Source organism: Aliiglaciecola sp. LCG003 (assembly GCF_030316135.1).
Taxonomy (GTDB): domain Bacteria; phylum Pseudomonadota; class Gammaproteobacteria; order Enterobacterales; family Alteromonadaceae; genus Aliiglaciecola.
Genome location: NZ_CP128185.1, coordinates 2800026 through 2826141, shown reverse-complemented (window position 1 = coordinate 2826141; position 26116 = coordinate 2800026). Strand labels below are relative to the sequence as shown.

Below are 26116 nucleotides of genomic sequence, written 5' to 3'. Positions count from 1 at the left end.
ATGCTTGCGAGTTGTGATGCGGCGATTGAGGCTTGCCTAAGTGATTTGGTTAGCATGTAAAATAAGGAGGTTATTATGTCGACAATTTCAATTAACGGGGTAAATCACCCGCTGCCCGACGATCCACGCACTACGCTACTTGACTTTTTACACCAAGAACTGGCTTCCTTTGGCACAAAGAAGGGATGTGATCATGGCCAATGCGGAGCTTGTACTGTGATTGTGGATGGTAGGCGGGTAAATGCCTGTCTAATATTCGCCTTCCAACTACAAGGTAAGAACGTTAAGACCATAGAGGGAATTGCTGATGGCGACGACTTACATAAAGTGCAACAGGCGTTTATAGACAACGATGCTTTTCAGTGTGGCTTTTGTACGCCGGGTCAAATATGTTCGTCTGTGGCAACGATCAAAGAGATGGCACAGGGTGAGCCAAGTATTGTGCAGTTTTCAAAACAATACGATGTCAAAGAAGATATTAAGGAGCGGATGAGCGGTAATCTTTGTCGCTGCGGTGCCTACCCAAATATCATTGCAGCCGTTGAAACGACAATGACAACGTCTAAGGAATAACATGGAACCCTTTAAAGTTATTCAACTAACAGATAGCAAAACATTGTCATCAATTGGTGATTGCCAAGGTAGCCGATTTCTTGCCGGGGGCACTAACCTGATTGACTTGATGAAGCATCAAATCGAGACGCCGGTTAGACTCATTGATTTGTCCCAATGGGAAGCAAGCGATAAAATCGAAGAGTCTGATGATGACATCAGTGTCGGCGCTATGGTGACCAATACGGAGTTGGCGAATTTTTCAGCCAAACATCCCGCTTTGTCGGTGCTGGCTCAGGCTTTACTTAGCGGGGCAACAGTGCAACTTCGCAACCGTGCCAGCACTGCCGGTAATTTGCTGCAACGAACCCGGTGCTATTACTTCTACGATACCTCTAAACGCTGCAATAAGCGTGTACCCGGTAGCGGCTGTGATGCGTTGCAGGGCTTTAATCGTATACATGCTGTGCTAGGGGCCAGTGAACATTGTATTGCATCTCATCCATCCGATATGGCTGTGGCAATGACCTTATTGGATGCTAAAGTTCATAGCATAGACACTGCGGGGTCAACAAGAGCGATACCAGTTAGAGAGCTTTACAGGTTGCCTGGTAGTACGCCTCATATCGAAACCTGCCTAAAAAGTGATGAATTGATCACCCACGTCAGTATTCCTAAGCGCTCAAGAGGCACACATTATTATCAAAAGGTACGAGATCGCCAATCCTACGCTTTTGCGCTCGTTTCCGTGGCGTGCACGTTAAAATTAATCGACAACAAAATAGAAGATGTGCAAATCGCATTCGGCGGGGTTGGCACCCAGCCGTGGCTTGCAACCAATACCATGGCCAAACTTCAGGGGCAGCAAGCAACCACCAAGAACGTTGAAAATGCTTTGGATGCAGATCTCATAGGCGCTAAAGGAGCGGGCCGTAACGATTTTAAGATCTCACTTACCAAGCGGACTTTGAAACATGTATTAACTACTGTTATCCAACATCAACAGTCTAATCCGGGTTACGAAGGGGCATTGTATGACCATAACCAATAGCAAAGCGTCTTTCTCCATAGGACAGGCCATGAACCGGACTGATGGACCGGCCAAAGTGCAGGGCCAAGCAACTTACGCCGCCGAACATCAGCTTGATGCAAAACCCTTGATAGGCTGGGTGGTCACATCGAAAGTCGCTAGCGGACAGATTGAGTCAATCGATGCATCAAAAGCTGAACAATCAGAAGGAGTGAGCGCGGTACTAAATTACACTAATTCACCGGCTCAATTGCAATTCGGCAAACCTGAAGACGAAGGACGCTTCACCCAAAGCCGAGCTATGCTAAATGACACCAAAATTCGCTATTTTGGATGGCCGGTGGCATTGGTCATTGCGAATACCTTAGAACAAGCAAGATATGCTGCCAGCCTCGTTGAGGTCAAAGTGCGTGCCGACAAAGTCACTCTATTTACCCAAGCGGAACAAGCACAGCAAACACCCGACGAATTAGATGGTGGGCTAGATGCAGATGCGTCAGCAGGTGATATTGCAAGCGCGCTGGCAGGCTCTGATCAAAGCATAAATGTAACTTACCAAACCCCATCTCAAGTGTCTGCTGCGATGGAGCCCCATGCCTGTATTGCCAATTATGATGGCACTAATCTAACCGTCTATACCAGCATTCAGTTTGTCGCTACTGCGGTTGAGGCTATCGCAACCACGTTAAACATGGACAAAAGCAAGGTCAGAATTATTTGCCCCTATGTGGGGGGCGGATTTGGCTCAAAACTTGGGGTTCATGCAGAAACAATACTAGCCTGTTTAGGCGCTATACATATGCGCTGTCCTGTAAAGGTTGTCGCAACCCGCCGACAGGTATTTCATTTGGCGCCGCACCGGGGTAACTCCTATCAAGATATGCGCTTGGGTGTGATGAATTCCGGTCATCTAAGTGGCATTGAGCACAAAAGCTATATGCCAATGGCACGTGGCTATGCCTTCGCCGAGCCAACCGGCGCCGGTGCCCGTTCTACCTATCAAGCTGACGCAATATCCAGTACCCATCGGGTTAAAGAAGTTGATATGCCCACAATAGATTCAACTCGTTCGCCGGGGGATGCCATAGGGTCACTGGCATTCGAGTCGGCAATAGACGAGCTGGCAAAGCAAATCGATATGGATCCCGTTGAGTTTAGAATGCTTAACATGCCCACCAAGCACCCCATTTCGGGGTTGCCTTTTTCCAGCCATCAGCTTAAAGCTTGCCTGCAAACCGGAGCGCAAAAGTTCGGCTGGCAGGCAAGAAACCAAGGTAACAAAGATAACGATGAGGAATGGTTAACGGGCTTTGGTGTCGCGTCAGCAATACGTATGAATATGATCACCCCCTGTTCGGTAAAATTGGAATTGAGCGCCGCTGGCAATATCAATGTATCTACCGATATGACGGATGTCGGAACAGGTACCTACACCATTCTCACCCAAATCGTATCCGATTTTTTCAGCCTGGCGACTGACAGAATTCAGGTGGATTTAGGTAACAGTCACTCACCAGAATCTTGTGGCTCAGGTGGATCCTTCGGAGCATCTAGTTGTGGTTCCGCAACGTTAAAAGCCTGTAAGCAGTTGAATGAAAAAATTCAAAGACTGTGCTTCTCCACTACTTCGCAGGATCGGGTGATCTTGGCAGGACAGACTATTACTTTGCCAGACTCTGAGGTAAATAAAACTAGAGCGGTGCAACTTGATAGTTTAAAACAGCAGTTAGGCGGAGGCACGATTCAAACCACCGCCCACATAGAGCCAGGCCAAGGGCATGAGGACTACGAGCAATTTTCTTACGGTGCACATTTTGCCAAAGTTGAGGTGAACAAAACCACCGGAGAAGTAAAGCTGATAAAACAACTAGGGGTCTTTTCTGCCGGACGCATCCTAAACAGCAAGACCGCTGCATCACAGCTAAAAGGTGGCATGGTTTGGGGAGCGGGTTACGCCCTTCGAGAAGAGCTATATACCGACACCCGAGATGGCAGTTTTATTAACTGTGACTTTGCCGAGTATCACTTGCCAGTCAACCGAGACATAGGCGAGGTCGAAGTACACTTCATCGAAGAGCCTGACTACAAAGCCTGTGAACTAGGCTCTAAAGGAATTGGTGAGCTGGGAATAACCGGTGCGGGGGCGGCGATTGCAAACGCTGTAGCAGATGCCACTGGGGTACGAGTGAGATCTTTTCCCATCACGCTAGACAAACTATTTCCCGCATTTGAAGATAGCTAATTCGCCCAACGGCGCAGTTTTCATTTACATCAAGTCGATATAGTCTGGGCCATTGCTTCTCTAATCTGATAAATAAGCAATGGCTGATGAATTTGTTGCGCCAAGGGATATAGGCATCTGAAGACGATGATGGCTGGGCCCATATAGGCACTATAGGCAAACATATCTCAAACCACGCATCATTCGCTCAAAGAAATTACGGCTTCAAAAAATTAAGGGCTCTGTTTGGCGCAATTGATTTATTTGAACTTAAACAAAAGAATGGCTCTGGTACTTACGTTCGAGATAAGCGAAAAGCTAAAAGTGCTTAATTGAACAGTGTGATGGGCTATAACTCAAATAAATTCTATTTTTAATCCGCAAAATCATTCTAAAAAAAGATATTTTATACTCGCAATATCTTGTCCTGGACACGAGTGAAAACAATAAAGGTCGCGTTTTTGTAAAAATTAATCAGCACTCGCAGTGGTGATGGAAAATGCCTCATTTGCGCAAGTGTAAATTGCGAAGGTATCGATGGATTAAATAACTCAGCCGAGATGCCATCCATGAACAGCCTTAGTCTACACTAAGTTTTAACCCTGGTTGTGGCGGTGAATTTATACTACTGCCTTGTTCCATCCATTTTAGTTATAGATTTGATACTCGCTACTACGATATCGAAGGCCAACTGCTAGAGATAGCAGCAGGGTAGACTAAAACCCCAGACTATTATATTTAGCTGTGCAGTGAACTTCTCGTTTTTCAAGTTAACCTTGGGTGTATCGCTGCGCATCAAGCACAAACAATTGTGTGGGCAATTCTTCAGTGACTTTCAAAAAAGCATTTTGACCAAAACGGGCGGCTAGATCCTGCATCGATGACTCGTCATCGGTAAAAATTAAGTAGCTAGATTCTTTCGCCCAGCTTTCAGCTTCATCAGTGCCGTAGCCGGATAAATAAAAGTATTTATGCTTTTTTAGTTCATCGCAAAATCGTTGGTGGCGCAGTGCGTTTTCCTGTGCTGAAAGCATACAACTAAAAGGGTTTTCAGGGGTGATAAAATAGGCACTTTTAAGGTTTTTTAAACGCAGAATTGTGTTTACCACTTCAGAGGTTTCGCCCACATGAAGCCGATGTAGTTCACCGGCATATTCAACCATATATTTCGCGGTGCGATAAGCATGCAAAAGGTGCTCGTCAATCATGTTGTCTATTCCTTATCAGTCAAACACGACAGCAATTTTTCTATCTAAATAACCACTGCTTCACCGCGTCCATATTCTGGATCACCACTTGTTGTGCTCTGGGGTCGGCAGCAATGACATTCATGTCGATACGCATCATCTGCATCAAGTACTGCACCAGCGCACCACGGACTTTTATCAGAAGTAGGTTGTCACTCATACCATAATCATTCGCAACTATGGCTTGTTGCTCTGCTGATAGGCGCTGGTCTGGGGTGAAACACACATTTACCTGCGTGTTCCAGGCCTCATCTTGGATAATGGTTTGTGTGCTAGTGCCCATAGGCTCAGGGGTGCCATAAAAACGGGTGAGTACAAAATCACGATAATCCTGGTTCTTTTCACAAAAGGCGCGCACATGCCAGCGCATTCCTGAATGCACAATAGAGTGGGGCACAATAATGCGACCATCTTTATCAGGAGTATTCACCGAACGATAATCAACTTCTAACCGGGTTTTATTGCGACAAGCTTTGACAATCTGGCGTAGCACTTCCGGTCGTATTCGATAAGTGGGTAGGGGTATTTTATGGGTGTAATTAAAGCCCAAGGTCATGTCTTCGAAAGTATTCATCAAGTCACTGTTGCGATGAATAAGCTGTAAGTATTCATCTGCGTCACCTAAGGTCACTTTCGGACTAAATTGTTCTGTGGGCTCATACCCTTTCAAGGATGAATTATAACTAAGGTTGTCTGGGCCAATGCTTTGTCGGTATTCAGTGATATCTTTCGAGGCTTGTTGTCTACCGATCCCAAAGTAATCGATAAGATGGCCTGCATTTAATTTACCTTCCCACAGCGCCACTATCTCAATCAATCGATAGCGCTGCAATAAGTCATACCGAAACGGCCAATGGGATTTTTGTTTCATATGTGTCGTCAATAGCTACATTTAATGTGATAAATAACAACACAAAACTTCATTAACAGCAAAATAATTTATTAAATATGTATGGTTAATGTACATGTGTCAAATTTCTAAAAATGTAAATCCCTTTAATAATAAGGGGGTTGGCCTGTTTGCCAATCCGCCCCTGTTGGATTTATGCACATTCCTGCCTGAAAACTACTCATGTTTATCCGAACAGTGATTTACCTGTCGTAATTGACGACATATTATTATTTCACGGTTTAAACAAGAGGAAGCCACCATGACCATCTCTCAACATGCTCAGAAGCGTTGTCAGCAGCGCGGTATTTCTCCAGACCTTGTTGTATTGCTAAACGCTTTAGGAATGGAAACCCAACAGAAGGGCAACACCTATGTGCTTGAACTCGACAAGCACACTCAGAAAACCTTAACAAAAAAACTCAAACGATTGTTAATGCAAATTCAGCGCAATGTGTTTGTGGTTATCTCAGATGACGACCATGTCATTACCATCGCACATAAGCACTAGGAGAACGTAACATGAAAATGGACTTCATCATGGCTGTCTTGCCAAAGCCGATTTGCCAACCCGACTTCATCATGGCTGTCTTGCCAAAGCCGATTTGCCAACCCAACGATAATTCCTTGAACGAAAGGGGACGAGTATGACCAGTTTTGCGGATCCAGATATTATTGCTTGCCCTCACTGTGAATCTCGTTACCTTCGTCGTGTATTACGCAGTTTAAGTATGTTTGGTCAACAAACTTACTCCGACGGCGGTAATGGCGGGATATTGAGCAATGTTATTGTGCGTGAAAGTCGTTGTACCCATTGCAGCAAAATTATCAAGGATGTGGACGCGCTGCCTGCGTTAGGCACCCAATCAAGAAAGTCTTTTTGGCGACAATGGTTTGCACCCAAAGAGTCGCTTTACTATCTACCTCAGGCATCCTTTGATGTTTATCTTGACCTTTTCAATGATGCCTCTGATATTTTGCAACAGCGCAGGTATGCGGTTCTGGCTTACCGAGAGTTTAATATCAATTTCAAAGTGTATGGCAGTGAGCGAGTGGCATCGAATGAATACCAGCGGGCCTACCGTATGCTTACGGACTTTATGTTAGACCATCCCATGGTACCAGCCATCGATGAATACATATTGATTTGCGCCGATATTTACAGACTTCGTGGGGAGTTTTTACTTTCAAAACAAAACTATGCTAACGTGACCGGTAAAGAGTTTGCCCATGTTGTCGAGCAAGGAAAGCGCTGGTGTAACAGTAAAAACACCAGTTTGATGGCCATCAAAGAGCCCGATATGGTAAATAATGCAAGGAACGCATCGTGAGAAAACAAAACAGCTCGATTCTTTTTAGTCCCTCTGATCTCGTTCGTTTTGTCCAATCTCCATTTGCCAGCTGGATGGAAAGACTTTGTTTAGAACAGCCGCAGACCAAAGCGCTAAAAGATAAACCTGATCCCTTATTAAGTTATTTAGCTGATAAAGGCCTTGAACATGAAGCCAACTATCTTAGTAATTTAGTCCAAAGCGCACAGCGCTTGGTAACTATAGGGGATGGTCTGTCCAATGATGAAAAAATAGCAGCCACCATTGCTGCGATGGAAGATGGTGCGGATGTTATTTTTCAAGCATGTTTAGCAGCGGATAGCTTTCAGGGCTTTGCGGATTTTTTAGTGAAAGTTGATAAGCCATCTAAGCTGGGTTCGTATTCATATGAACCATGGGACACTAAGCTAGCCAAACAGCCTAAAGCGTATTTTATCATTCAACTGTGTTGCTACGCCGACTTACTAAAGTCTGTACAAGGAGTGCTGCCAGATAACATCGCGGTTGTATTGGGTACCCAAGAGAAAGTTCAGTATAGCAGCTTAGATTTTTGGGCTTATTATCAGGCGAAGAAGACCGAATTTATAAATCAGCAATCAGGCTTTGACCCGAGCAATCAGCCCGATCCCTTCGCATACAAAGACCTTGGTGATTGGACTGACTATGTTGAACAATTGCGTCAGCAACAAGATCACCTATCCAAAATTGCCAATATCACAAGGTTACACATTCAAAGGTTGAACCGTGCGGGGATCAACACCTGCGAACAACTAATCAATAACAAGCAGTTAAGCATTGGTAGCATGCCGGTAGAGATCAGTGAGCGTCTTAAGCACCAAGCTAAGTTGCAGAAACAAACCGAAACAACAGCAACTTTGGCGTTTGAATTGCTCCCCATGGACCAAAATGATCCCAAAGGCTTGGCAATCCTGCCGCCCCATGATCAAGGCGATTTATTTTTTGACCTAGAAGGCTTTCCATTAGAGGAGGGCGGTTTGGAGTATTTGTGGGGCTGCAGTTACTTCGACACTGGTGGCAAACGGCAGTTTTGGGAGCGCTGGGCCCATGATCATCAACAAGAAAAGACAGCATTTATCGACTTTGCTGAATTCGCCTATAAGCGCTGGCGGCAAAACCCTAGTATGCACATATATCATTATGGTCATTATGAAATCAGTGTATGCAAACGCTTGATGGGTCGTTATGGCGTTATGGAAACTCAAATCGATGACATGCTACGAGCTGGAGTATTTGTTGATTTATACAAAGTCATTCAACATGGCATGATTTTAGGGGCCCCGAGTTACTCGATCAAAAAAGTAGAGCAGCTTTTTAGAGAGCAGCGCGATACAGATGTGGCCTCTGGTGGTGAGTCGGTGGTGGTGTATGCCAAATGGCAAGAAACTCCCGATGGCCAAAGCTGGCAAACTTCAAAAGTCTTATGCGATATTCGTGATTACAATATTGATGATTGTAACTCCACTCAAGAGCTCACAGCATGGCTGCGCGAGCTACAAAAGAATTATCAGATTGAGTATGTCGAGCCCTTCCCAGTGGCAACAGGCACAACGGCACAACAATCTGACCAAGATGAACCTGATCCTGTTCGACAAATTGAGACGAATTTACGAGTATTGGCGGATGCTCAAGGTACATCACACCAGACCAGCCTGATCACTAATCAACTGGCCGATTTAGTGGATTTTTTCTCACGTGAAAACAAACCGACCTGGTGGCGATTTTTCGAGCGTAAAGCCATGAGCTTTGAAGAATTATTTGATGATCCTGACTGTCTAGTAGGTTGTGAGCGCACGGCTACCGATCCTCAACCATCGGGCAAAAGCGGTAGGGGCGCGCCAGTGTATGAATATCAATTCATTCCATCCCAAGAGTTTAGAAATAGGCGTTTTAAACAAGCCTTTGTATTGGAAAGAAATATTGGTGTGGTGGGTATTGAAAATGTTGATGATAAGGCCGGGCTGGTATGGATTAAAGGAAAGCGCAATGCACCTTTACCTGATTATCTGACGCTAATTTCCTATGAATATATTAATCCAGGTGCAGTTGAGGACCGAGTGCGCGGAGCAGCCATTAGATTTACTAACGAGCAGAAATTATCCAAGCCGCTGGAAGATTTTTTACTAAGACGATCACCAGCGTTACCCCAAGGTTTACTGCAGCAAATCGATAGTGCCAAAGACGCCAACAAACTGGCATTGATCACTCAAGCAGTATGTCGCTTAGATAATTCGTTTCTATCCATTCAAGGACCACCTGGAACAGGCAAGACCTACACTGCATCACACGTAATCCTTGAGTTATTGCAACAGGGTAAATCCATCGGGGTCAGCTCCAATAGTCACAAGGCGATTAACAACCTGATGAGCGCAGTTGCGAAGCTTATGCTCGCAGCGGGGCTGCAGATTCCCATGTACAAAGTGCAGCAAGACGACACTGACGAGATGTTTTCCCTTTACCCTATTCAGCAGCTCAATTCGCGAGATGGCAATATTCACCTTCAAGGCGCTGGTCTATATGGTGCAACCGCATGGGGTTTTGCGCAAAATGAGCATTCATTTGATTATTTGTTTATCGATGAAGCTGGGCAAGTATCCGTTGCATACCTCATCGCCATGGCTAAAAATGCCAATAATATTGTGGTGATGGGCGACCAAATGCAATTGCCGCAACCATTACAAGGCAGCCATCCAGGCGACAGTAGTTTGTCGATTTTAGACTACCAACTGCAAGAACATGCCACAGTGCCCATCGACAAGGGCGTTTTTCTGAATCGCTCGTACCGCATGCACAGCGCGGTTAATCAGTTCATATCAGAGATGGTCTATGAAGGCCGATTGGATAACGATGCTAACTGCGATCGACAACACATACATTTTCCCAAACAGCACCACACAAGCCTAATCGAGTCAGCGGGGATTATCGCAATACCGCTAGACCATTCAGGTAACAAACAGAGTAGCGCAGAAGAAGTTGCGCTTATACGCCTATTGGTCGACGATTTACTCAAAAGTGAGCACACCGATAAAAACGGCAATAAAAAGCCAATCACCGGCTCTGACATACTGGTGGTCGCGCCATTTAATCATCAGGTAAACGAGCTTAAAAAGACATTGGGATTTGATGCGCGAGTAGGCACAGTGGATTTATTTCAAGGCCAAGAAGCGCCAGTGGTGATTGTTTCAATGACCGCCAGTATTGCCGCTGAATCCGCTCGAGGCGCAGATTTTTTGCTAAGCATAAATCGCTTAAACGTCGCGATTTCAAGAGCGCAAGCACTCGCCATAGTGGTTTACAGTGAAACCCTATTACAAGGCTCACCAAGCAATATCGAAGATATTAAACGCTTTAGTTTTTTTCAGCAGTTGGTTGACTTGTAGGCACTTGACTTAAAAAAGGGAATAAATGAAAGGATTAAATTCAGCGATAATGTTTTACATGAAGTTTAGTCAAATTGGCTTCGCTGCTTTTTTGAAATTCTAGAGAATTTGAGTATATTGATATAAATCGCAGGGGTAAATAAGTCCTTAAATATTCAATTCATCCACATAACTAGCGCAGTATCCTAAAGTAATGTACTTTTGGGCTTATATCGTTCAAAGAAAAAGGAAACCGTTTGAGCGCCAGCAATATTACTTATTACTCAAAGCAGGCTGAGAGTTTAAGTGCCCAATATGACAATGTCAGTTTTACTGATGTGCATAGTGATTGGCTAACGCATTTGCCAGACAAAGGCTGGGCACTTGATGTTGGTGCAGGGTCTGGCCGTGATGCAGCATTTCTTGCAGATAAAGGTTTAAGTGTTGTTGCTGTTGAACCCGCCGAGGGTATGCGTTCATTAGCTCGCGAAAAACACTCAAATCTTAATATTCATTGGCTTGACGATACGCTTCCAGAGTTACAAAAAGTCTTTGCTCTACAAATTAAATTTGATCTCATTTTACTTAGCGCAGTGTGGATGCATATTGCACCATCTAATCGTGAACGTGCTTTTAGAAAGCTAAGCACCTTATTGAAACCTAATGGCAAGTTAGTGATATCGCTGCGTCACGGTGAATGCCATGACGAGCGTGTTATGTATGAAGTGTCTACATCAGAGCAGGCGCAATTAGCCAGCAAGTTTGGTCTGTCATATGAGTTAGCTACCTCGCAGATAGCTAAGGACAAACTCGGTCGCGATGATGTAAGTTGGCAGACTGTGGTGCTTACCTTGCCTGATAATGGCACAGGGGCTTTTCCACTAATACGCAACATTGTAGTAAACGACAACAAAGCCTCTACGTATAAATTGGCGCTATTGCGCGCCTTGTTGCGCATTGCCGAAGGACATCCCGGCGCAGTGATAAGCCAAACCGATGACTGTGTTGAGTTGCCTCTAGGTTTGGTATCGTTGTATTGGATGAAGTTATATAAACCCTTAGTTGATACCTTTGCTATGCAGCAAAATAGCAACAGCAAAAAGGGCTTAGGTTTTATTAAAGAAAATGGTTGGCAAAAGCTTACTTCGCTTGCAAATAATGACTTGTATGTAGGGGCTAGTTATTCAAATAGTGCTAACGACTTTGCCAGTAGCTTGCATCAAACTTTAAAAGACATTAGTAACACCATAAAAGACATGCCAGTGAAATACATTACTTTACCTGGCACTCAAGATGCGGTGTTTTCGGTGCAAACCAAATTCAAAAGTAAACCCAAATGCATCATGCTTGATAATGACTATTTAGCCAGTTTTGGTTCATTTTACCTACCCAAACCTATTTGGGATGCGATGGCGCAGTTTAGTGTATGGATTGAACCGGCTTTGTTGAATGAGTGGGTAGCTCAAATGGAGAAATACAGCGGCAATAAAAACAATGGGTTTACCCGCCAACAATATTTTGATGCATTGCGTTGGGACAATCCACATCGCAATACCACTAAAGTGCGCAAGCGTATTGACGCACTTTTGGCCCAGCAAAATGTACATTGTGTGTGGTCGGGTAAGCGGCTAAGTATGACTGGCAAATATGCCGTTGATCACGCTATACCATTTGCGCGGTGGCCCAATAACGACTTATGGAATTTGCTGCCCAGCAATAGCCAAATTAATATCAAGAAATCAGATAAGTTACCCAGTGCATCAAAATTAAATAGCTGCCGATCGGATATAACTCATTGGTGGCAATCAGCTTGGCAGGATGATTCGTCTGAATTTTTCACTCAAGCGAGCTTTGCTCTGCCTATGCTTTCAAACCAAAATCGCAGCTTCGATGATGTGTTTGAAGCGTTTTCTTTACAACGTGATCGCCTGCGCGATTTACAGCAATTGACCGAGTGGTATTAATTTAGGATAGATTATAATCTCGCTAAATTGCTCTATTCTATCAACAGGGCATCTAATACAACCATCAATCTTTCTTATTTATTGTTACTTCAATATTTTTACTGTTGCCAGCGAACCAGCTTTGAACGTAGATGCTGCCGATAACTGGGGGCATGCCATCTTCTGGTATTTCTTTGTATCGCACGCTATTTTTATTCTTTTTTTCGAATTCAAACTTCACTTTCTTCTCAGACATTTTTCCTACCTTCACTGCAGCTTAATCGCTGGGATCTAATTTAATATCGGTGATTCTATAATTGTTTGAGAACAACAGACTAATAAAATTTTATCTCCAATACTCTACGGCTGCTTAAACAAGAGGTAGGCTAAAGCTATTTCTTGACCGGAATGTCTTCTAATAGCTGTATAATTGCGTGGTTGTTGGTTAGCTTGGCTAGGTCGATGAGATAGCTTTTTTCTAGCTCTTGCATGGGTTCGTCGGGCAATAGTTCTTTTATCGATTGCTCTTCGCCATTTGCTATGGCGGTTTTCAACGCTGCGAAGTTGGCGATGCCGTGCTCATTTTGGTTGCTGTTGTCATGTTCCATTGGTAGCGCTCCGTTTATGTTTACTGATTGAAGTCAAAACTTACTCTATGTATTAACCATATGGCTGGGTCTTATGTAATACAACGCTCTGAACAAAATAATCCCTAATATATTTTCTGTGATGTGGGTTCAAAACCTAGCCTTGGAGCTCAGTGGCAGGCTTATTTATGTAAGCGGTGATTTTGTCGCCACGCAGATGCATTCATTGCATAGGCTCGTTTGAACAAGCGGTTAAAGTGTCCGGCATCTTGGTAGCCTACTGACCAGGAAATTTCTTCTACGCTCTTGTCACTATGCTTGAGGTACTCTTTGCCTTGTTCGATTCGGAGTTGCTGTATGTAGCCAAGGGGTGTTTCGCCGGTGGCATCTTTAAAGCGTCGCTTGAAAGTGCGGGTGCTCATATTTGCCTTGCTGGCCAGTTCGTCGATGGTGACTGGGTTCATAAAGTGAATTTCTAACCACTGTTGAACAGATAAAATCTCATCGTCTTTATGGTAGGTTTGATGTCCCATGGAGGTGAATTCGCCGGAGTAACCGCGCCGAAAATCCACTAAAAATACCTGCTCAACAGATTCACCTACCTCAGGGCAAGACAGCCGAGAAAGTAAATACACCATGATCTCCAGTGCCGCATTCATACCAGCGGAGCAGTAAAGCTCACCTGTGGCAGTGATATAGCGTTCAGGACGCACATTTACTTTGGGGTATGAGCGGGCAAAATGGGCTTGCTTTTGCCAGTGAGTAGTACTGATCCTGTCATCCAAGAGTCCGGCTTCGGCCAAAAAATACGCCGCAGTTGCCGCCGCCATAATGGGCTTACCTTGTTCATGCCACTGCCGAAGACGAGGGTACAAGGCTTGTTGCTGAATGAGTAAGTCATCCATGTCTCCCCAAATACCATGCAGTATGACTAGATCTGTGCTGTGAATGTCATCCAGCGCACAATCTGGTGTCACTGCTAAACCGCTAAAGGTAGATGTGGGCTTACCATCTAAGGTCACCAGCGAAATATTAATTGGCTCACCCAGTAAACGTTTTTGTAAGCTCGACGCAAAGGCTAAAACATCGTGAGTAAGACCTAGGCTCAGGCCCATTGTATTTTCACAAGCGTAGAGGGTGACGTGCTTCAACATAAACAAATTTCCTATTCTGTTGGCGGTATTATTTACAATAATGGCCCGAATGACCAGTTAAATGTCCTGACTGACGCTGTTAACATGTTGTTTACACTTCTAGTATGTTCACAGTGAATTTGATACTGGAGAAAATCATGGACTTAACCCAAGAGCATGAAGCGCTAAGAAAGACAGTTCGAGATTTTGTAGATCGGGAAATGGATCCCTTTGTGGAAGAGTGGGAAAGTGCTGGGAAGGCTCCGCTGCATTCTCTATTCAAGAAAATGGGTGACCTAGGCTTGTTAGGCATTCATAAACCAGAAGCCTTTGGGGGCTCAGGTTTAGATTACAGCTACAATCTAGTGTTTGCTGAAGAGATCGGCCGTGCCTATGGTGGTTCGCTACCCATGGCAATTGGGGTGCAAACGGATATGGCCACACCTGCCTTAGCGCGCTTTGGTAGCGACGAGTTGAAGCGTGATTTTCTCGCACCTGCCATTGCCGGAGACATGGTGGCCTGTATTGGTGTTAGTGAGCCAGGCGCAGGCTCTGATGTGGCAGGTTTAAAAACCAATGCCAAAAGTGACGGTGATGATTACGTCATTAATGGCAGCAAAATGTGGATCACCAACGCAACCCAAGGCGATTGGATTTGTTTGTTGGCCAATACCAGTGACGGTAATGTACATGCCAATAAGTCTCTTATTATCGTTCCACTAGATTCTCCGGGCATTGAGATATCCAAGCCATTGAACAAAATGGGTATGCGCGCCAGTGATACCGCGCAAATCTTTTTCGATAATGTGCGGGTGCCCAAGCGTAATCGGATTGGAGAAGAGAACCGCGGCTTCGCAATGCAGATGATGCAATTCCAAGAAGAACGTATATATGCCGCCGCCGGTGCACTTAAAGGGATGGAACGGATCATTCAAGACACTATCCAGTGGTGTCGTGAGCGTCACACCTTTGGCCAGCCCGTGCTAAACAACCAAGTTGTGCACTTCAAACTGGCTGAATTACAAACTGAAGTTGAGGCTCTTCGCGCGCTAACCTGGAAGGCCTGTCATCAACATGTGAATGGCGAAGATGCTACCTATCTAGCCTCTATGGCAAAACTCAAATCTGGACGATTGTGGCGAGAAGTTACCGATGGGTGTCTACAGTATTGGGGCGGCATGGGGTTCATGTGGGATAACGTGGTTGCCAGAGCCTATCGGGATAGTCGAATTTTATCGATTGCCGGTGGCAGTGACGAGATGATGTTGGGCATTATTGCTAAGCATATGGATATATTTCCAAAGCGCAGATAAGTGCATTCGAGTTGGGAGATTGTACCCAGCACGTTTTTAAATGTGAATTTGGTTAAAGAAGTAGAGGTTAAAGGGAAATCAACATGGCTATTCCAGTATTGTTTCACAACAAATTAAGTTTACCGGTCATTTGCGCTCCTATGTTCTTGGTGTCTAGTCCTAAGTTGGTGATCAGTGCGTGTAAGAACGGCATTGTGGGCTCGTTTCCCACATTTAATACTCGCACCCAAGATTTACTCGACAGCTGGATAGAGCAAATCTCGACAGAATTGGACGCCTACGCCAAATCAAACCCAGAAAAGCCAGTTGCGCCCTTTGCGGTTAATCTTGTGGTGCATCCGTCGAACACTCGTTTAGAAAAAGACCGTGCGGTGGTGAAAAAGCATCAAGTGCCCTTTGTGATCACCAGCCAAGGCAACCCTGCTCAGGTGGTTGAAGAAGTCCATCAGTGGGGTGGCATTGTTTTTCATGACGTTATTCGAGCCGACCATGCCAAGAAAGCTATCGCGGCGGGGGTTGACGGCATCATCATCGTCACCGCCGGTGCGGGTGGACACGCCGGTGAGATCAATCCCTTCGCCTTGGTTCGAGAAATACGTGAGTTTTGGGATGGCCCGCTAGCACTGGCTGGCGCAATTAACGACGGTTACGGCGTGCGGGCAGCTGAAATTTTAGGGGCTGATTTTAGCTACATGGGCACACGCTTCATTGCTACAGAAGAAGCCGAGGTAGAAGCCGACTATAAATCAATGTTGGTGTCCTCTGAAATTAAAGACTTAATCTATACCGATACCTTCACCGGCGTGAAATGTAACTTTCTCAAGCCCTCTATCGCAAGAGCTGGAGTTGACTTAGAAAGCTTTCAGGCCAAATCACATGTGGATCTTGATTTAGGAGAAAGTAATGCCTGGAAAGACTTCTGGAGTGCAGGGCATGGTGTGTCTGGAATTAAGCAGGTTTTGCCTATGAAGGCTTTGGTGCAACAGCTTAAAAATGAATATCAAGGGGCTGTTGAGATGCCTGCTTTTACTACTAAAAGTTCATGATGTGAGCCAACAGGCTAGCAATGACTATTTTTCACTAACAACAAATACGGATTGGAAACATGGCAATCATTCAGTCGCAGCTTGATACACAATCAGCACAATACAAGCAGAACGCCAGTGTGATGCTTGACGCTGTAGACGAGCTGCGTGGTATCGAAACGCGCGTTATTCAAAATGCCCAGCAAAAAGCTCCGCGTTATATTGAGCGTGGTCTACTTCCACCTAGAGAGCGGCTTAATCTGTTGCTTGATCCCGGCGCGCCTTTTCTAGAGCTGTCGACCTTATGTGGCTATATGCAAGAGGGCGACACCGACGGCTCGGCAGCAGGCGGTGGGGTTATCGCCGGTATGGGCTACGTTTCCGGTACCCGCTGCATGGTGTTGGTCGATGATTACCTCGCAAAAGGTGGCAGTATCACCCAGTTAGGTAGTGTTAAACGCTTGCGCATGTACAACATTGCACTGCAAAACAAACTGCCGGTTTTAGCCTTAGCCCAAAGCGGCGGCGGCGATTTGACCTCGCTGGGCGACTGGTTTGGTTTTACCGGTGCAGGCTTTGCTTTACAGGCAAAGCTATCCGCTGCGGGTATTCCGCAAATTACCGTGGTGCACGGAAGTGCCACAGCCGGAGGGGCATATCAACCGGGTTTATCAGATTACGTAGTGATGATCCGCAAGCAATCTACTGTGTATCTTGCCGGGCCTCCGCTGCTAAAAGCGGCTACCGGTGAGATTGCCACAGATGAAGAGATTGGCGGGGCTGAAATGCATAGCTCGGTGTCAGGGGTGGCAGATTATCAAGCTGAAAATGACGCCGATGGCATTCGCATTGCCCGTGAAATTACCCATAGTTTAGGCTGGCATAAAAACAGCCCGGCGCCAATTAATAATACCAGCAAGGCACCCTTATATAACACTGATGAGCTGTTGGGTGTTGTCCCTGAAGATGCTAAAACCCCTTACGATGTTCGCGAAGTCATAGCACGAATTGCCGATGGTTCGAACTTTCTCGATTTTAAATCAGATTATGACGTAGGCACGGTTTGCGGGCATGTGGAGCTGTGCGGCATGCCTTGTGGCGTGATTGGCAATAACGGTCCTATTACCGCCCAAGGGGCAGCCAAAGCTGCCCAATTTATTCAGTTATGCCAACAAACCGCCACGCCAATTATATTTTTGCACAACACCACCGGCTTTTTAGTCGGAACCGAATCTGAGCGCGCCGGTATCATCAAGCATGGCGCAAAGCTTATCCAAGCGGTAACCAATACCACAGTGCCAAAAATTAGCCTTTTGTTAGGCGGCTCATTTGGCGCGGGTAACTATGCCATGGCTGGACGAGGCATAGATCCACGTTTTATGTTTGCATGGCCACGCTCGGTGGTATCTGTGATGGGCCCAGCTCAGGCGGGCAGCGTTTTAAGAACGGTTGCCAAAGCAAAGATGGCCAGAAGCGGCGCAATTGATCAAGACCGGCTCGATGCATTAGAAAAAGGCACCGTCAAAGTCATGGAAGCTAAATCCCGCGCGTTGGCCAATTCCGCCCGCTTGTGGGATGACGGCATGATTGACCCCCGTGATACCCGAGAGGTTTTGGCCTATGCATTGGCTATCTGCCAAGAAGGCGATAATCGCAAGCTCAATAGCAATACTTTCGGCATAGCGCGTTTCTAGTGATATATATTTGCGCCTGCTAAGGGCTGGGTTAGCAGCGCCGAAACTGAATGGAAAGAGATAAGCACTATGTTGAACATTAAACAGCAAGACTACCAAGAGATTTTAATCGCACAAAATAATGGGGTGTTGACCATCACATTGAATCGGCCCCACAAAAAGAATGCAATGAATTTAGCTTTGGTTAACGAGGTGACTGGGTTGTTCGCCAGTATCTCTGACAGCAGCGAAATCCGGGCGGTAGTTTTGCGTGGCAGTGAGGGTAATTTTTGTGCGGGTGGTGATATTTCTGACATGCACAAAGATGCGGCCAGTGAAGAACAGCGGCATAAAACAGTATGGGAATTCAATCGCAGTTTCGGCCGCATGATCACCCAAGTGAACCATGCACCGCAGGTGGTGGTTAGCGTGCTGGAAGGAGCTGTGCTTGGTGGCGGCTTCGGTTTGGCCTGTGTGTCTGATGTGGCGATTGCGGATGCAAATGCTGCTTTTTCAATGCCTGAAACGGGCTTGGGGATCATTCCTGCCCAAATTGCGCCCTTTGTTGTGGCCCGCATAGGCTTAACCCATGCTCGTCGCTTGGCCTTATTAGGCGAGCGAATTGGTGGTGAAGAAGCCAAGACATTGGGAATAGTACATTTTGTTTGTCATTCAGCAACTGAGCTGCAAGAACAGCTTGATAGGGTAGTGAAACAAGTCAGGCGCTGTGCCCCCAAAGCGAATGCGGCAACCAAAGCGCTGATGTTAAAGGTCGGTCAAGTTGAGCTCGAATCCCTGTTAGATGAGGCTGCAGATGCCTTCACCCAATCATTAACCAATGATGAAGGTCAAGAAGGTACACAAGCATTCTTACAGAAACGCAAGCCAAATTGGAGTGAGTGATGAATTGCAATCAGCTTGTATCTCCAACAAACCAGCCACGCCTAAGTGAATGAATAATGAGTTTATGATGAAAACACTGAATAAAATACTGATCGCCAATCGGGGTGAAATAGCGGTGCGGGTGATCCAAACAGCTAGGCGTTTGGGCTATCGAACTGTGGCGATTTACAGTGACGCAGATAGTCAGGCCCGTCATGTGTTGGAAGCCGACCAGGCTGTGTGTGTTGGCCCCGCGACTGCGGCTGAGTCTTATCTGGTGATAGAAAATATTATTGCAGCGGCACTTAAAACCGGTGCCGATGGGATTCATCCTGGCTATGGATTTTTATCAGAAAACGCCTCATTTGCTCGTGCCTGCGAGAATGCCGGTATCACCTTTATTGGCCCCGATGCCGAAGCTATTGAACTTATGGGCAGCAAAAGGCTCTCCAAAGTGGCTATGATTGCGGCCGGTGTGCCCTGTATTGACGGCTATCAAAGTGAAGATCAAAGTGATCAGGTGCTTATCGAAAAAGCCCAGCAGATAGGCTTCCCCCTTATGGTCAAAGCATCGGCGGGTGGCGGCGGACGTGGCATGCGCTTAGTTAACCGGCAAAGTGAATTGGCCGATCAAATAAAAACGGCACGCTCTGAGGCAAAAAATGCCTTCGGCAGTGGTGAATTAATTCTAGAGCGCGCGGTAATTGAGCCTCGTCATATTGAAATTCAGGTGTTTGCTGACACCTTTGGTAACACGGTTTATCTGGGCGAACGGGATTGTTCTATACAACGGCGACATCAAAAAGTGGTTGAAGAAGCACCGTCTCCTTTTGTCGATGATGCCTTACGGGAACGCATGGGCCAAGCCGCGGTTGAGGCCGCTAAGGCATGTAATTATATCGGCGCGGGCACCGTTGAGTTTTTAGTTGATAAAGATAAAAACTTTTATTTCCTAGAAATGAATACTCGCCTGCAAGTTGAACATCCGGTGACCGAACTCGTCACCGGCCAAGATCTGGTGGCTTGGCAGTTGATGGTGGCAACCGGTGAGCCACTGCCACTGACCCAAGAGCAGATTGTTATTAGCGGCCATGCTATAGAAGTGCGCCTTTACGCTGAAGATCCCCGCAACGGCTTTATGCCGCAAACCGGCGAGGTTTTATGCTGGCAAACACCAGAGCAGCGCGAAGGTATACGCATCGATTACGGAATAAACTGCGGGGATGTAATCAGCGCCCATTACGATCCCATGCTGGCAAAAATCATTGCCTATGGTGATAGTCGCTCAACCGCAGTCCGGCGCTTGGCTAGCGCCACCCAAGACACCCAACTGTTGGGGGTGAACAGCAATAAACATTTTTTAGAAAAGGTACTTAAACATCCGGCATTTTTAGCCGCACAAGCAACCACTGCTTTTATAGAACAACACTTTACCGATGACGACAGCATATGCGGTGATACCCCAGACGCTAGCACGCTAGCCCGTGCAGCCATTATTTATTATCAGCATGAACTGGCAAAGGTGCACAACTGGGATAGCGCTGCCGGACAAGCATATACCTTCAAGTTGGATTTTAACGGCCAAGTTTATGCTGTGCGCCTTGTAAAACATGCAAACGACTACTTGGTGTCCACTGCCAAGGGCGAATCACAGTTAGAGCTTGTGGCATATCATGACTGTCAGTGCGTGGTGGTTGAAGACGGTATACGTGAAACTTTTTACTATGTGTTACAACAAGATGTACTGTATTTAGATGATGGCACTGGTCATTATAAATTTGACAATGTGACCCACAAACCTGCAGTGGCGAACGATACCGCAGGAAGTGGCGAAGTGAAGGCACCGATGGATGGCGTGATTGTCAATCTGTTAGTTCAGGAAAACGACAAAGTTGAAGCCGGACAAATACTGGTGGTAATGGAAGCCATGAAGATGGAGCACCAAATGAAAGCGACCATTAAGGGCAGGGTAGACTTTGTCGGTGTGGCGGTTGGTCAGCAGGTAAAATCCAAGCAGCTGTTAGTGGCTGTAAGTGCTGAACAAGCAAAAAATAGCAACGAGTAGTGTAGGTTTTTATGACGGACAAAACAGTAAGAATTGGCGGAGCCTCGGCGTTTTACGGAGACAGTCAGCTATCCGCTAGGCAATTAGTAGAGGGGGGTGATATCGACTACCTTGTTTTTGATTATTTAGCCGAAGTGACTATGGCGATATTGTCCCAAGCGAAAGCTAAAAACGATAGTTATGGCTATGCCGTTGATTTCGTCACCGTCGCCATGAAAGATGTGTTAGCCGACTGTGCAAAAAAAGGCATCAAGGTGATCGCCAACGCTGGTGGAATGAACGTTCCAAGCTGTATTGCAGCGCTCAAACAGCTTTGTGATGAACTAGGTATTAAGCTCAACATTGCCGGTGTGTATGGTGATGACTTATCTGCAAAGCGTGATGAGCTAGCCGATTGCGACTTGTCTGAGTTGCAAAGCAAAGCCCCCTTGCCGAAAAACTTGGCTAGCATTAATGCCTACTTGGGCGCTAGGCCCATCGCCGATGCCCTAGCCGCCGGTGCTGATGTAGTGGTAACAGGACGAATAGTGGACAGCGCGCTGGTAATTGCGCCACTGATACATGAATTTGCCTGGGGTGAAAGCGACTACGATAAGTTAGCCCAAGGTGCACTGGCAGGCCATGTGCTGGAGTGCGGCGCACAGTGTACAGGTGGTAACTTTACCGATTGGCATCTAGTGCCAGATTTTTCCAACATGAGCTACCCGGTGGCAGAGGTCAGCAGTAACGGTAATTTTGAAGTGTGCATTGTACCTAATACCGGCGGCTTGGTAAGCGTAGCCACTGTTGGTGAGCAGGTGTTGTATGAAATTGGCGATCCCGCTAATTACTTGTTGCCTGATGTTTGCTGCGACTTTAGCAATATCGAGCTAAAACAAGTGGCCAAAGATCGGGTGCGGGTTTGCGGTGCAAAGGGCAGAGCGCCGGGTAATCAATATAAGGTTTGTGCCACCTATGTGGATGGCTACAAGCTAATGAGCTCGTTTTTTATGGGAGGCGAGCGCTGCGTTGAAAAAGCCCAGACTAATGTTGCTGCACTTATTAAACGCACAGAGCGTTTTTTTGCTCAAAAAGGTTTGCCCGCTTATCGTGATACTAATCTAGAGATTATTGGCTCAGAGGCAACCTATGGCCCTCATGCAAAAAACCAAAATACTCGCGAAGTAATGGTTAAATTGGGTTTGCATCATGATAACAAAGCCGCGCTGCAATTTGCTGCTAGCGAAATTGCTTACCTCGCCACCTCCGCCGCTCCTGGTATGAGCGGTTTTGGTGCTGGGCGGCCAAAACCCCAGCCCTTGATACGGGTTCACTCTGCGTTAATTGATAAAGCCTTGGTGCCTGTAACCGTGCAGTTGAACCAAGATCCAATTTCTCAGAAGTGTTATTTGACTCCGCAGCTATCAAAGCCTGCTGTAGCGGCTTCATACTCACAGCAGCAAATAGAAAACTACATACTTAACGATGATGAATTAGTCGATGTACCCTTATCGAAGCTGGTGTATGCACGCAGCGGTGACAAAGGGAATAACGTCAATATTGGCATTATTTCACGTGAAGCAAAGTATTTACCCATCCTATATCATCAGGTGACGGCCAAAGCGCTAAAGGACTATTTTGCCCATCAGGTGGAAGGTGAGGTTGAGCGCTTTAATCTGCCGGGTTTTAACGGATTTAACTTCCTGATGAGCGAAGCGCTGGGCGGCGGCGGAACCGCATCACTGCGTATCGATTCACAGGGCAAAGCGGCGGCGCAGATGTTGTTGTCGATGACGGTTAAAGTTCCCAAAAGCTGGGAATTGTAAGGCACTAAATTATCAGGGGAATAACTTGATAAGGGCTCCAGTTTAATTTAAAAAAGAGGCACTATTATGGGTTATCAATCCAGCCTTGCGGCAAACAGTTTTAGCGGCAAGACCATTATCATCACAGGCGGGGGAAGTGGCATTGGACGCTGCACGGCCCACGAATTGGCGTCTCTTGGCGCTACCGTTGTATTGCTAGGACGCACCCTTGAAAAACTTCAAAAAACTGCACAAGAAATTATTGATGACGGTGGACAAGCCCAATACTTGCCATTAGATATTCGCGATGAACAAAAAGTAATTGAAACCATCGGGCTCATATTGGCAGAAAACAGTCGAGTGCATGGCTTGGTCAATATGGCTGGTGGCCAATTTCGCGCTCCTTTAGAAGCCATAAGCAAAAAGGGCTTTGATGCGGTGGTGCAAACCAATTTAGTTGGCGGCTTTTTGATGGCAAGAGAAATATACAAGCAACATTTCAAAGACCATGGCGGCAGTATTGTTAACATCACCGCTGACAATAAAAACGGCATGCCTGGCATGGGACACTCTGGTGCCGCCCGCGCGGGAGTAGAGAATCTCACCAAGACCGCTGCATGGGAGTGGGGCAGGCATGGTGTAAGGGTGAATACGGTAGCGCCAGGTTGGGTGGCATCCTCGGGGCTTGATACCTATCCTGAAGAAATGAAAAAGGCGCTGCGCAGCTTGAAATATGCGGTGCCATTAGGGCGTATTGCCTGTGAGGCTGAAGTATCCTCGGTCATATGCTTTTTGATGAGCGATGGGGCTAATTTTATTAGCGGACAATCTATTTGGGTTGATGGCGGATCTAGCATGGGCTCGGCACCTGCGATGTACCCATTAAGCCAAGATAAAGTAACTAATAGTCAGACATGCGACGGTTTTCATCGCTCTGTTATACCAGAAGTATTGCGCTAAAAAACCAGATTGAAATTGCCAGCAGACGTTCTGTGAGTGAAGCTTTTGAACTCGTCTTAATACGGCAATTGCCTATAAAAATAATATGAAACGGTAAGTTATTGCCTAAGGGGTAAAAGATGAGAGATAAAGCACTGGAAAAGAACCTGATTGAACGTGTTGCAATGGGAGACCTATTGCGACGACGCAGCCGAGACAGTGCTCATCTACCGGCCTTAGTCGATTTTCATCAAGGTCAGCGCAGCGAAATCAGCTATGGCGAGTTAAATAATCGGGTCAATCAACTCGCCCATGGTTTGATTTCTAACGGGCTAAAACAAGGTGACAAGCTTGCTTTAATTTCTACCAACCAAACTGACATGGTGGTGGTTTATTTTGCTTGTTATAAGCTTGGCGTGGTGGTGGTGCCGATCAATTTTATGCAAAGCATAGATGACATTCGTTATAATTTTGAGCATAGCGAGTCTGTAGCGATCGTTTATCAGGAGATGTTTTCCGATATGGTTTTAGCCTTGCTTGAAGGCAACACTAGTATCAAGCTCACAGCTCAAATAGGCAATCAAAGAGGTCGCGCCAATTTTTCACTTGATGAGTTAATTGACGGACACAGCACCAGTGAAATTGAAGACCGCCTTATTGCTGATCGCGATACCGCTCATATGATTTACACCTCGGGCACTACCTCAAGACCCAAAGCGGTGGAGTCGTCCCATTTAACTTTAACCATTGCCGCGCTGACCGGTGTTATTGAATTAGATATTAATAAACAAAATCGCATGCTCTTGGTGTTGCCCCTCTTTCACTGCGCGGCTTTATCTATTTTACACCCCATTTTGTTACGCAGTGGCTGCGCCGTGCTGCATGCTGCTTTTGACCCTAAGGTGATTGTTAACAGCATCGAGCAGGAAAAAATTCAAACCGCAGCTTTTCTTCCGATGATGTGGAACGCCTTGCTGGCCACACCCGATATTGATAAACGTGATTTTAGTCACTTCAAAACTGGCATTTACGCCATGGCGGCAATGAATAGTCAAAATTTAGATAAAGTCAGAGATACTTTTGGCTGCGAAATGCACCTCGGAAGTGGGCAGACAGAGTTTGCGCCAGTTGCCTGTATTTATCGCGACAACACGCCAACTGAGTTTGCTGAGGGTAATTATTGGGGCGTGCCTGTTTGCACCGCCGAACAAGCGGTTATTGACGAATTTGGTAACGAGCTGCCAAATGGCCAAGTAGGCGAGATAGCGTGGCGAGGGCCACAGGTGATGAGCGGCTACTATAAAAACCCCGAAGCCTCAGATGAAGCCACTGGGTTTGGCTGGCACCATACTGGCGACTTAGGTTTAATTGACAGTAAAGGGCAGTTACTTTTTATTGATAGGAAAAAAGATACGATTAAATCCGGCGGTGAAAATGTATCTTCGCAAAAAGTAGAACAAATTCTAGAATCCTTCAAAGGCGTGGAAAGAGCCGCCTCATTTGGTGTGAGCCACCCTCATTGGGGCGAGGCAGTATGTGCCTGCGTTATAGCTCAATCAGAGGTAGAGCTGGATGTAGCAGAAATAGAATTATTCTGTAAAACTCAGCTCGGAAAATTCGAAGTCCCTAAGGCTATTTTCATCTGCCAAACGCTCCCCATGACAGGCACCGGAAAAATCCGCAAAGTAGAATTACGCCATCAATATAGCGATATATTTGCTACAGCTGACTAATAGACAAGATCAAGAGGGTCAGAGATCAAGAGGGTCAGAGTAACTTGAAAAATATCAAGTTACTCTGACCCTCTTGATCCTCTGACCCTCTTGATCCCTCTTGATCCCCAATTAGATGTATAGCTAATAATTAAATACTCTTGGGTTTAGGTTTGGTTTTAGGCTGGGATGATTTATGATCTAGGGCACTGTTCCAATACAATAAACAAATATGATCCCGCTTAAGCGAAAAACCAGCCCCAAAAAATCGGTTCGCTCTGTTGCTCAGACACCGAGAAAATGTCGCTGTGGTGGTGCACCGAGCAAACCCAAAGCAATAGCCGATTGTAATGATAGATGGTTCATCCGCTGCAAAGTTGAACGATGTTGTGCGTATAACATTGGACAAGGCT

At 46.0% G+C, this 26116-nt stretch carries 20 protein-coding genes and 1 pseudogene; 16 read left to right on the top strand and 5 right to left on the bottom strand.

Annotated elements, in window-relative coordinates:
- Window positions 1–75 precede the first annotated feature (75 nt).
- The 4 genes and pseudogenes from QR722_RS12130 to QR722_RS12115 form a co-directional block, all read left to right on the top strand.
- A complete protein-coding gene (locus tag QR722_RS12130; protein WP_286283116.1) occupies window positions 76–573 on the top strand; it encodes a (2Fe-2S)-binding protein in 498 nt (165 codons plus the stop codon).
- Between the two features lies 1 nt (window position 574).
- Entirely contained in the window at window positions 575–1603 is a 1029-nt protein-coding gene (locus QR722_RS12125) for an FAD binding domain-containing protein (protein ID WP_286283115.1), read from the top strand.
- Window positions 1587–3824 (top strand): xanthine dehydrogenase family protein molybdopterin-binding subunit, encoded by a 2238-nt coding sequence (locus QR722_RS12120; protein WP_286283114.1) that lies wholly within the window; start codon window positions 1587–1589, stop codon window positions 3822–3824. Before QR722_RS12125 ends, QR722_RS12120 begins: the two co-directional genes overlap by 17 nt.
- A gap of 83 nt (window positions 3825–3907) precedes the next feature.
- Window positions 3908–4135, top strand: a pseudogene (locus QR722_RS12115) (OST-HTH/LOTUS domain-containing protein); the annotation flags it as partial.
- A gap of 438 nt (window positions 4136–4573) precedes the next feature.
- Here QR722_RS12115 and QR722_RS12110 read toward each other — a convergent pair.
- Complete coding sequence (locus QR722_RS12110; protein ID WP_286283113.1) at window positions 4574–5011, bottom strand: DUF3293 domain-containing protein; 438 nt, start codon at window positions 5009–5011, stop codon at window positions 4574–4576.
- A 40-nt stretch (window positions 5012–5051) separates the two neighbouring features.
- Window positions 5052–5921: a BrxR family helix-turn-helix transcriptional regulator gene (locus QR722_RS12105; protein ID WP_286283112.1), complete on the bottom strand. Its 870-nt coding sequence runs from the start codon at window positions 5919–5921 to the stop codon at window positions 5052–5054.
- Between the two features lie 280 nt (window positions 5922–6201).
- Between QR722_RS12105 and QR722_RS12100 the strand changes: the two genes are divergently transcribed.
- The 4 genes from QR722_RS12100 to QR722_RS12085 all read left to right on the top strand — a co-directional run bounded on the left by QR722_RS12100 (window position 6202) and on the right by QR722_RS12085 (window position 12611).
- Window positions 6202–6450 (top strand): hypothetical protein, encoded by a 249-nt coding sequence (locus QR722_RS12100; RefSeq protein ID WP_286283111.1) that lies wholly within the window; start codon window positions 6202–6204, stop codon window positions 6448–6450.
- A gap of 136 nt (window positions 6451–6586) precedes the next feature.
- Entirely contained in the window at window positions 6587–7270 is a 684-nt protein-coding gene (locus tag QR722_RS12095) for a hypothetical protein (RefSeq protein WP_286283110.1), read from the top strand.
- On the top strand, window positions 7267–10668 hold the full coding sequence (locus QR722_RS12090; protein ID WP_286283109.1) for a TM0106 family RecB-like putative nuclease: 3402 nt from the start codon (window positions 7267–7269) through the stop codon (window positions 10666–10668). Before QR722_RS12095 ends, QR722_RS12090 begins: the two co-directional genes overlap by 4 nt.
- A gap of 236 nt (window positions 10669–10904) precedes the next feature.
- Window positions 10905–12611: a class I SAM-dependent methyltransferase gene (locus QR722_RS12085; RefSeq protein ID WP_286283108.1), complete on the top strand. Its 1707-nt coding sequence runs from the start codon at window positions 10905–10907 to the stop codon at window positions 12609–12611.
- Window positions 12612–12675: 64 nt separating this feature from the next.
- On the opposite strand, the gene QR722_RS12080 is transcribed toward QR722_RS12085, so the two are convergent.
- From QR722_RS12080 to QR722_RS12070, 3 genes are all read right to left on the bottom strand, one after another.
- Window positions 12676–12846, bottom strand: coding sequence for a hypothetical protein (locus QR722_RS12080; protein WP_286283107.1), 171 nt, complete (start codon window positions 12844–12846; stop codon window positions 12676–12678).
- A gap of 136 nt (window positions 12847–12982) precedes the next feature.
- Window positions 12983–13198 carry a hypothetical protein gene (locus QR722_RS12075; protein WP_286283105.1) on the bottom strand — a complete coding sequence of 72 codons (216 nt, stop codon included), beginning with the start codon at window positions 13196–13198 and terminating at the stop codon, window positions 12983–12985.
- Window positions 13199–13359: 161 nt separating this feature from the next.
- Window positions 13360–14331 carry a GlxA family transcriptional regulator gene (locus QR722_RS12070; protein WP_286283103.1) on the bottom strand — a complete coding sequence of 324 codons (972 nt, stop codon included), beginning with the start codon at window positions 14329–14331 and terminating at the stop codon, window positions 13360–13362.
- A 137-nt stretch (window positions 14332–14468) separates the two neighbouring features.
- Here QR722_RS12070 and QR722_RS12065 point away from each other — a divergent pair, with 137 nt between their 5' ends.
- The 8 genes from QR722_RS12065 (at window position 14469) to QR722_RS12030 (ending at window position 25724) form a co-directional block, all read left to right on the top strand.
- Window positions 14469–15623 carry an acyl-CoA dehydrogenase family protein gene (locus QR722_RS12065; protein WP_286283101.1) on the top strand — a complete coding sequence of 385 codons (1155 nt, stop codon included), beginning with the start codon at window positions 14469–14471 and terminating at the stop codon, window positions 15621–15623.
- An 83-nt stretch (window positions 15624–15706) separates the two neighbouring features.
- A complete protein-coding gene (locus tag QR722_RS12060; RefSeq protein ID WP_286283100.1) occupies window positions 15707–16669 on the top strand; it encodes an NAD(P)H-dependent flavin oxidoreductase in 963 nt (320 codons plus the stop codon).
- Between the two features lie 59 nt (window positions 16670–16728).
- Entirely contained in the window at window positions 16729–18342 is a 1614-nt protein-coding gene (locus QR722_RS12055; protein ID WP_286283099.1) for an acyl-CoA carboxylase subunit beta, read from the top strand.
- A gap of 69 nt (window positions 18343–18411) precedes the next feature.
- Window positions 18412–19224, top strand: a complete 813-nt coding sequence (locus QR722_RS12050) for an enoyl-CoA hydratase/isomerase family protein (RefSeq protein ID WP_286283098.1) — start codon at window positions 18412–18414, stop codon at window positions 19222–19224.
- Between the two features lie 64 nt (window positions 19225–19288).
- Window positions 19289–21268 carry an acetyl/propionyl/methylcrotonyl-CoA carboxylase subunit alpha gene (locus QR722_RS12045; RefSeq protein ID WP_286287659.1) on the top strand — a complete coding sequence of 660 codons (1980 nt, stop codon included), beginning with the start codon at window positions 19289–19291 and terminating at the stop codon, window positions 21266–21268.
- An 11-nt stretch (window positions 21269–21279) separates the two neighbouring features.
- A complete protein-coding gene (locus QR722_RS12040; RefSeq protein WP_286283097.1) occupies window positions 21280–23073 on the top strand; it encodes an acyclic terpene utilization AtuA family protein in 1794 nt (597 codons plus the stop codon).
- Window positions 23074–23139: 66 nt separating this feature from the next.
- Window positions 23140–24012 (top strand): SDR family oxidoreductase, encoded by an 873-nt coding sequence (locus QR722_RS12035; protein WP_286283096.1) that lies wholly within the window; start codon window positions 23140–23142, stop codon window positions 24010–24012.
- 119 nt (window positions 24013–24131) lie between these two features.
- Window positions 24132–25724 carry a class I adenylate-forming enzyme family protein gene (locus QR722_RS12030; protein ID WP_286283095.1) on the top strand — a complete coding sequence of 531 codons (1593 nt, stop codon included), beginning with the start codon at window positions 24132–24134 and terminating at the stop codon, window positions 25722–25724.
- Window positions 25725–26116 lie beyond the last annotated feature (392 nt).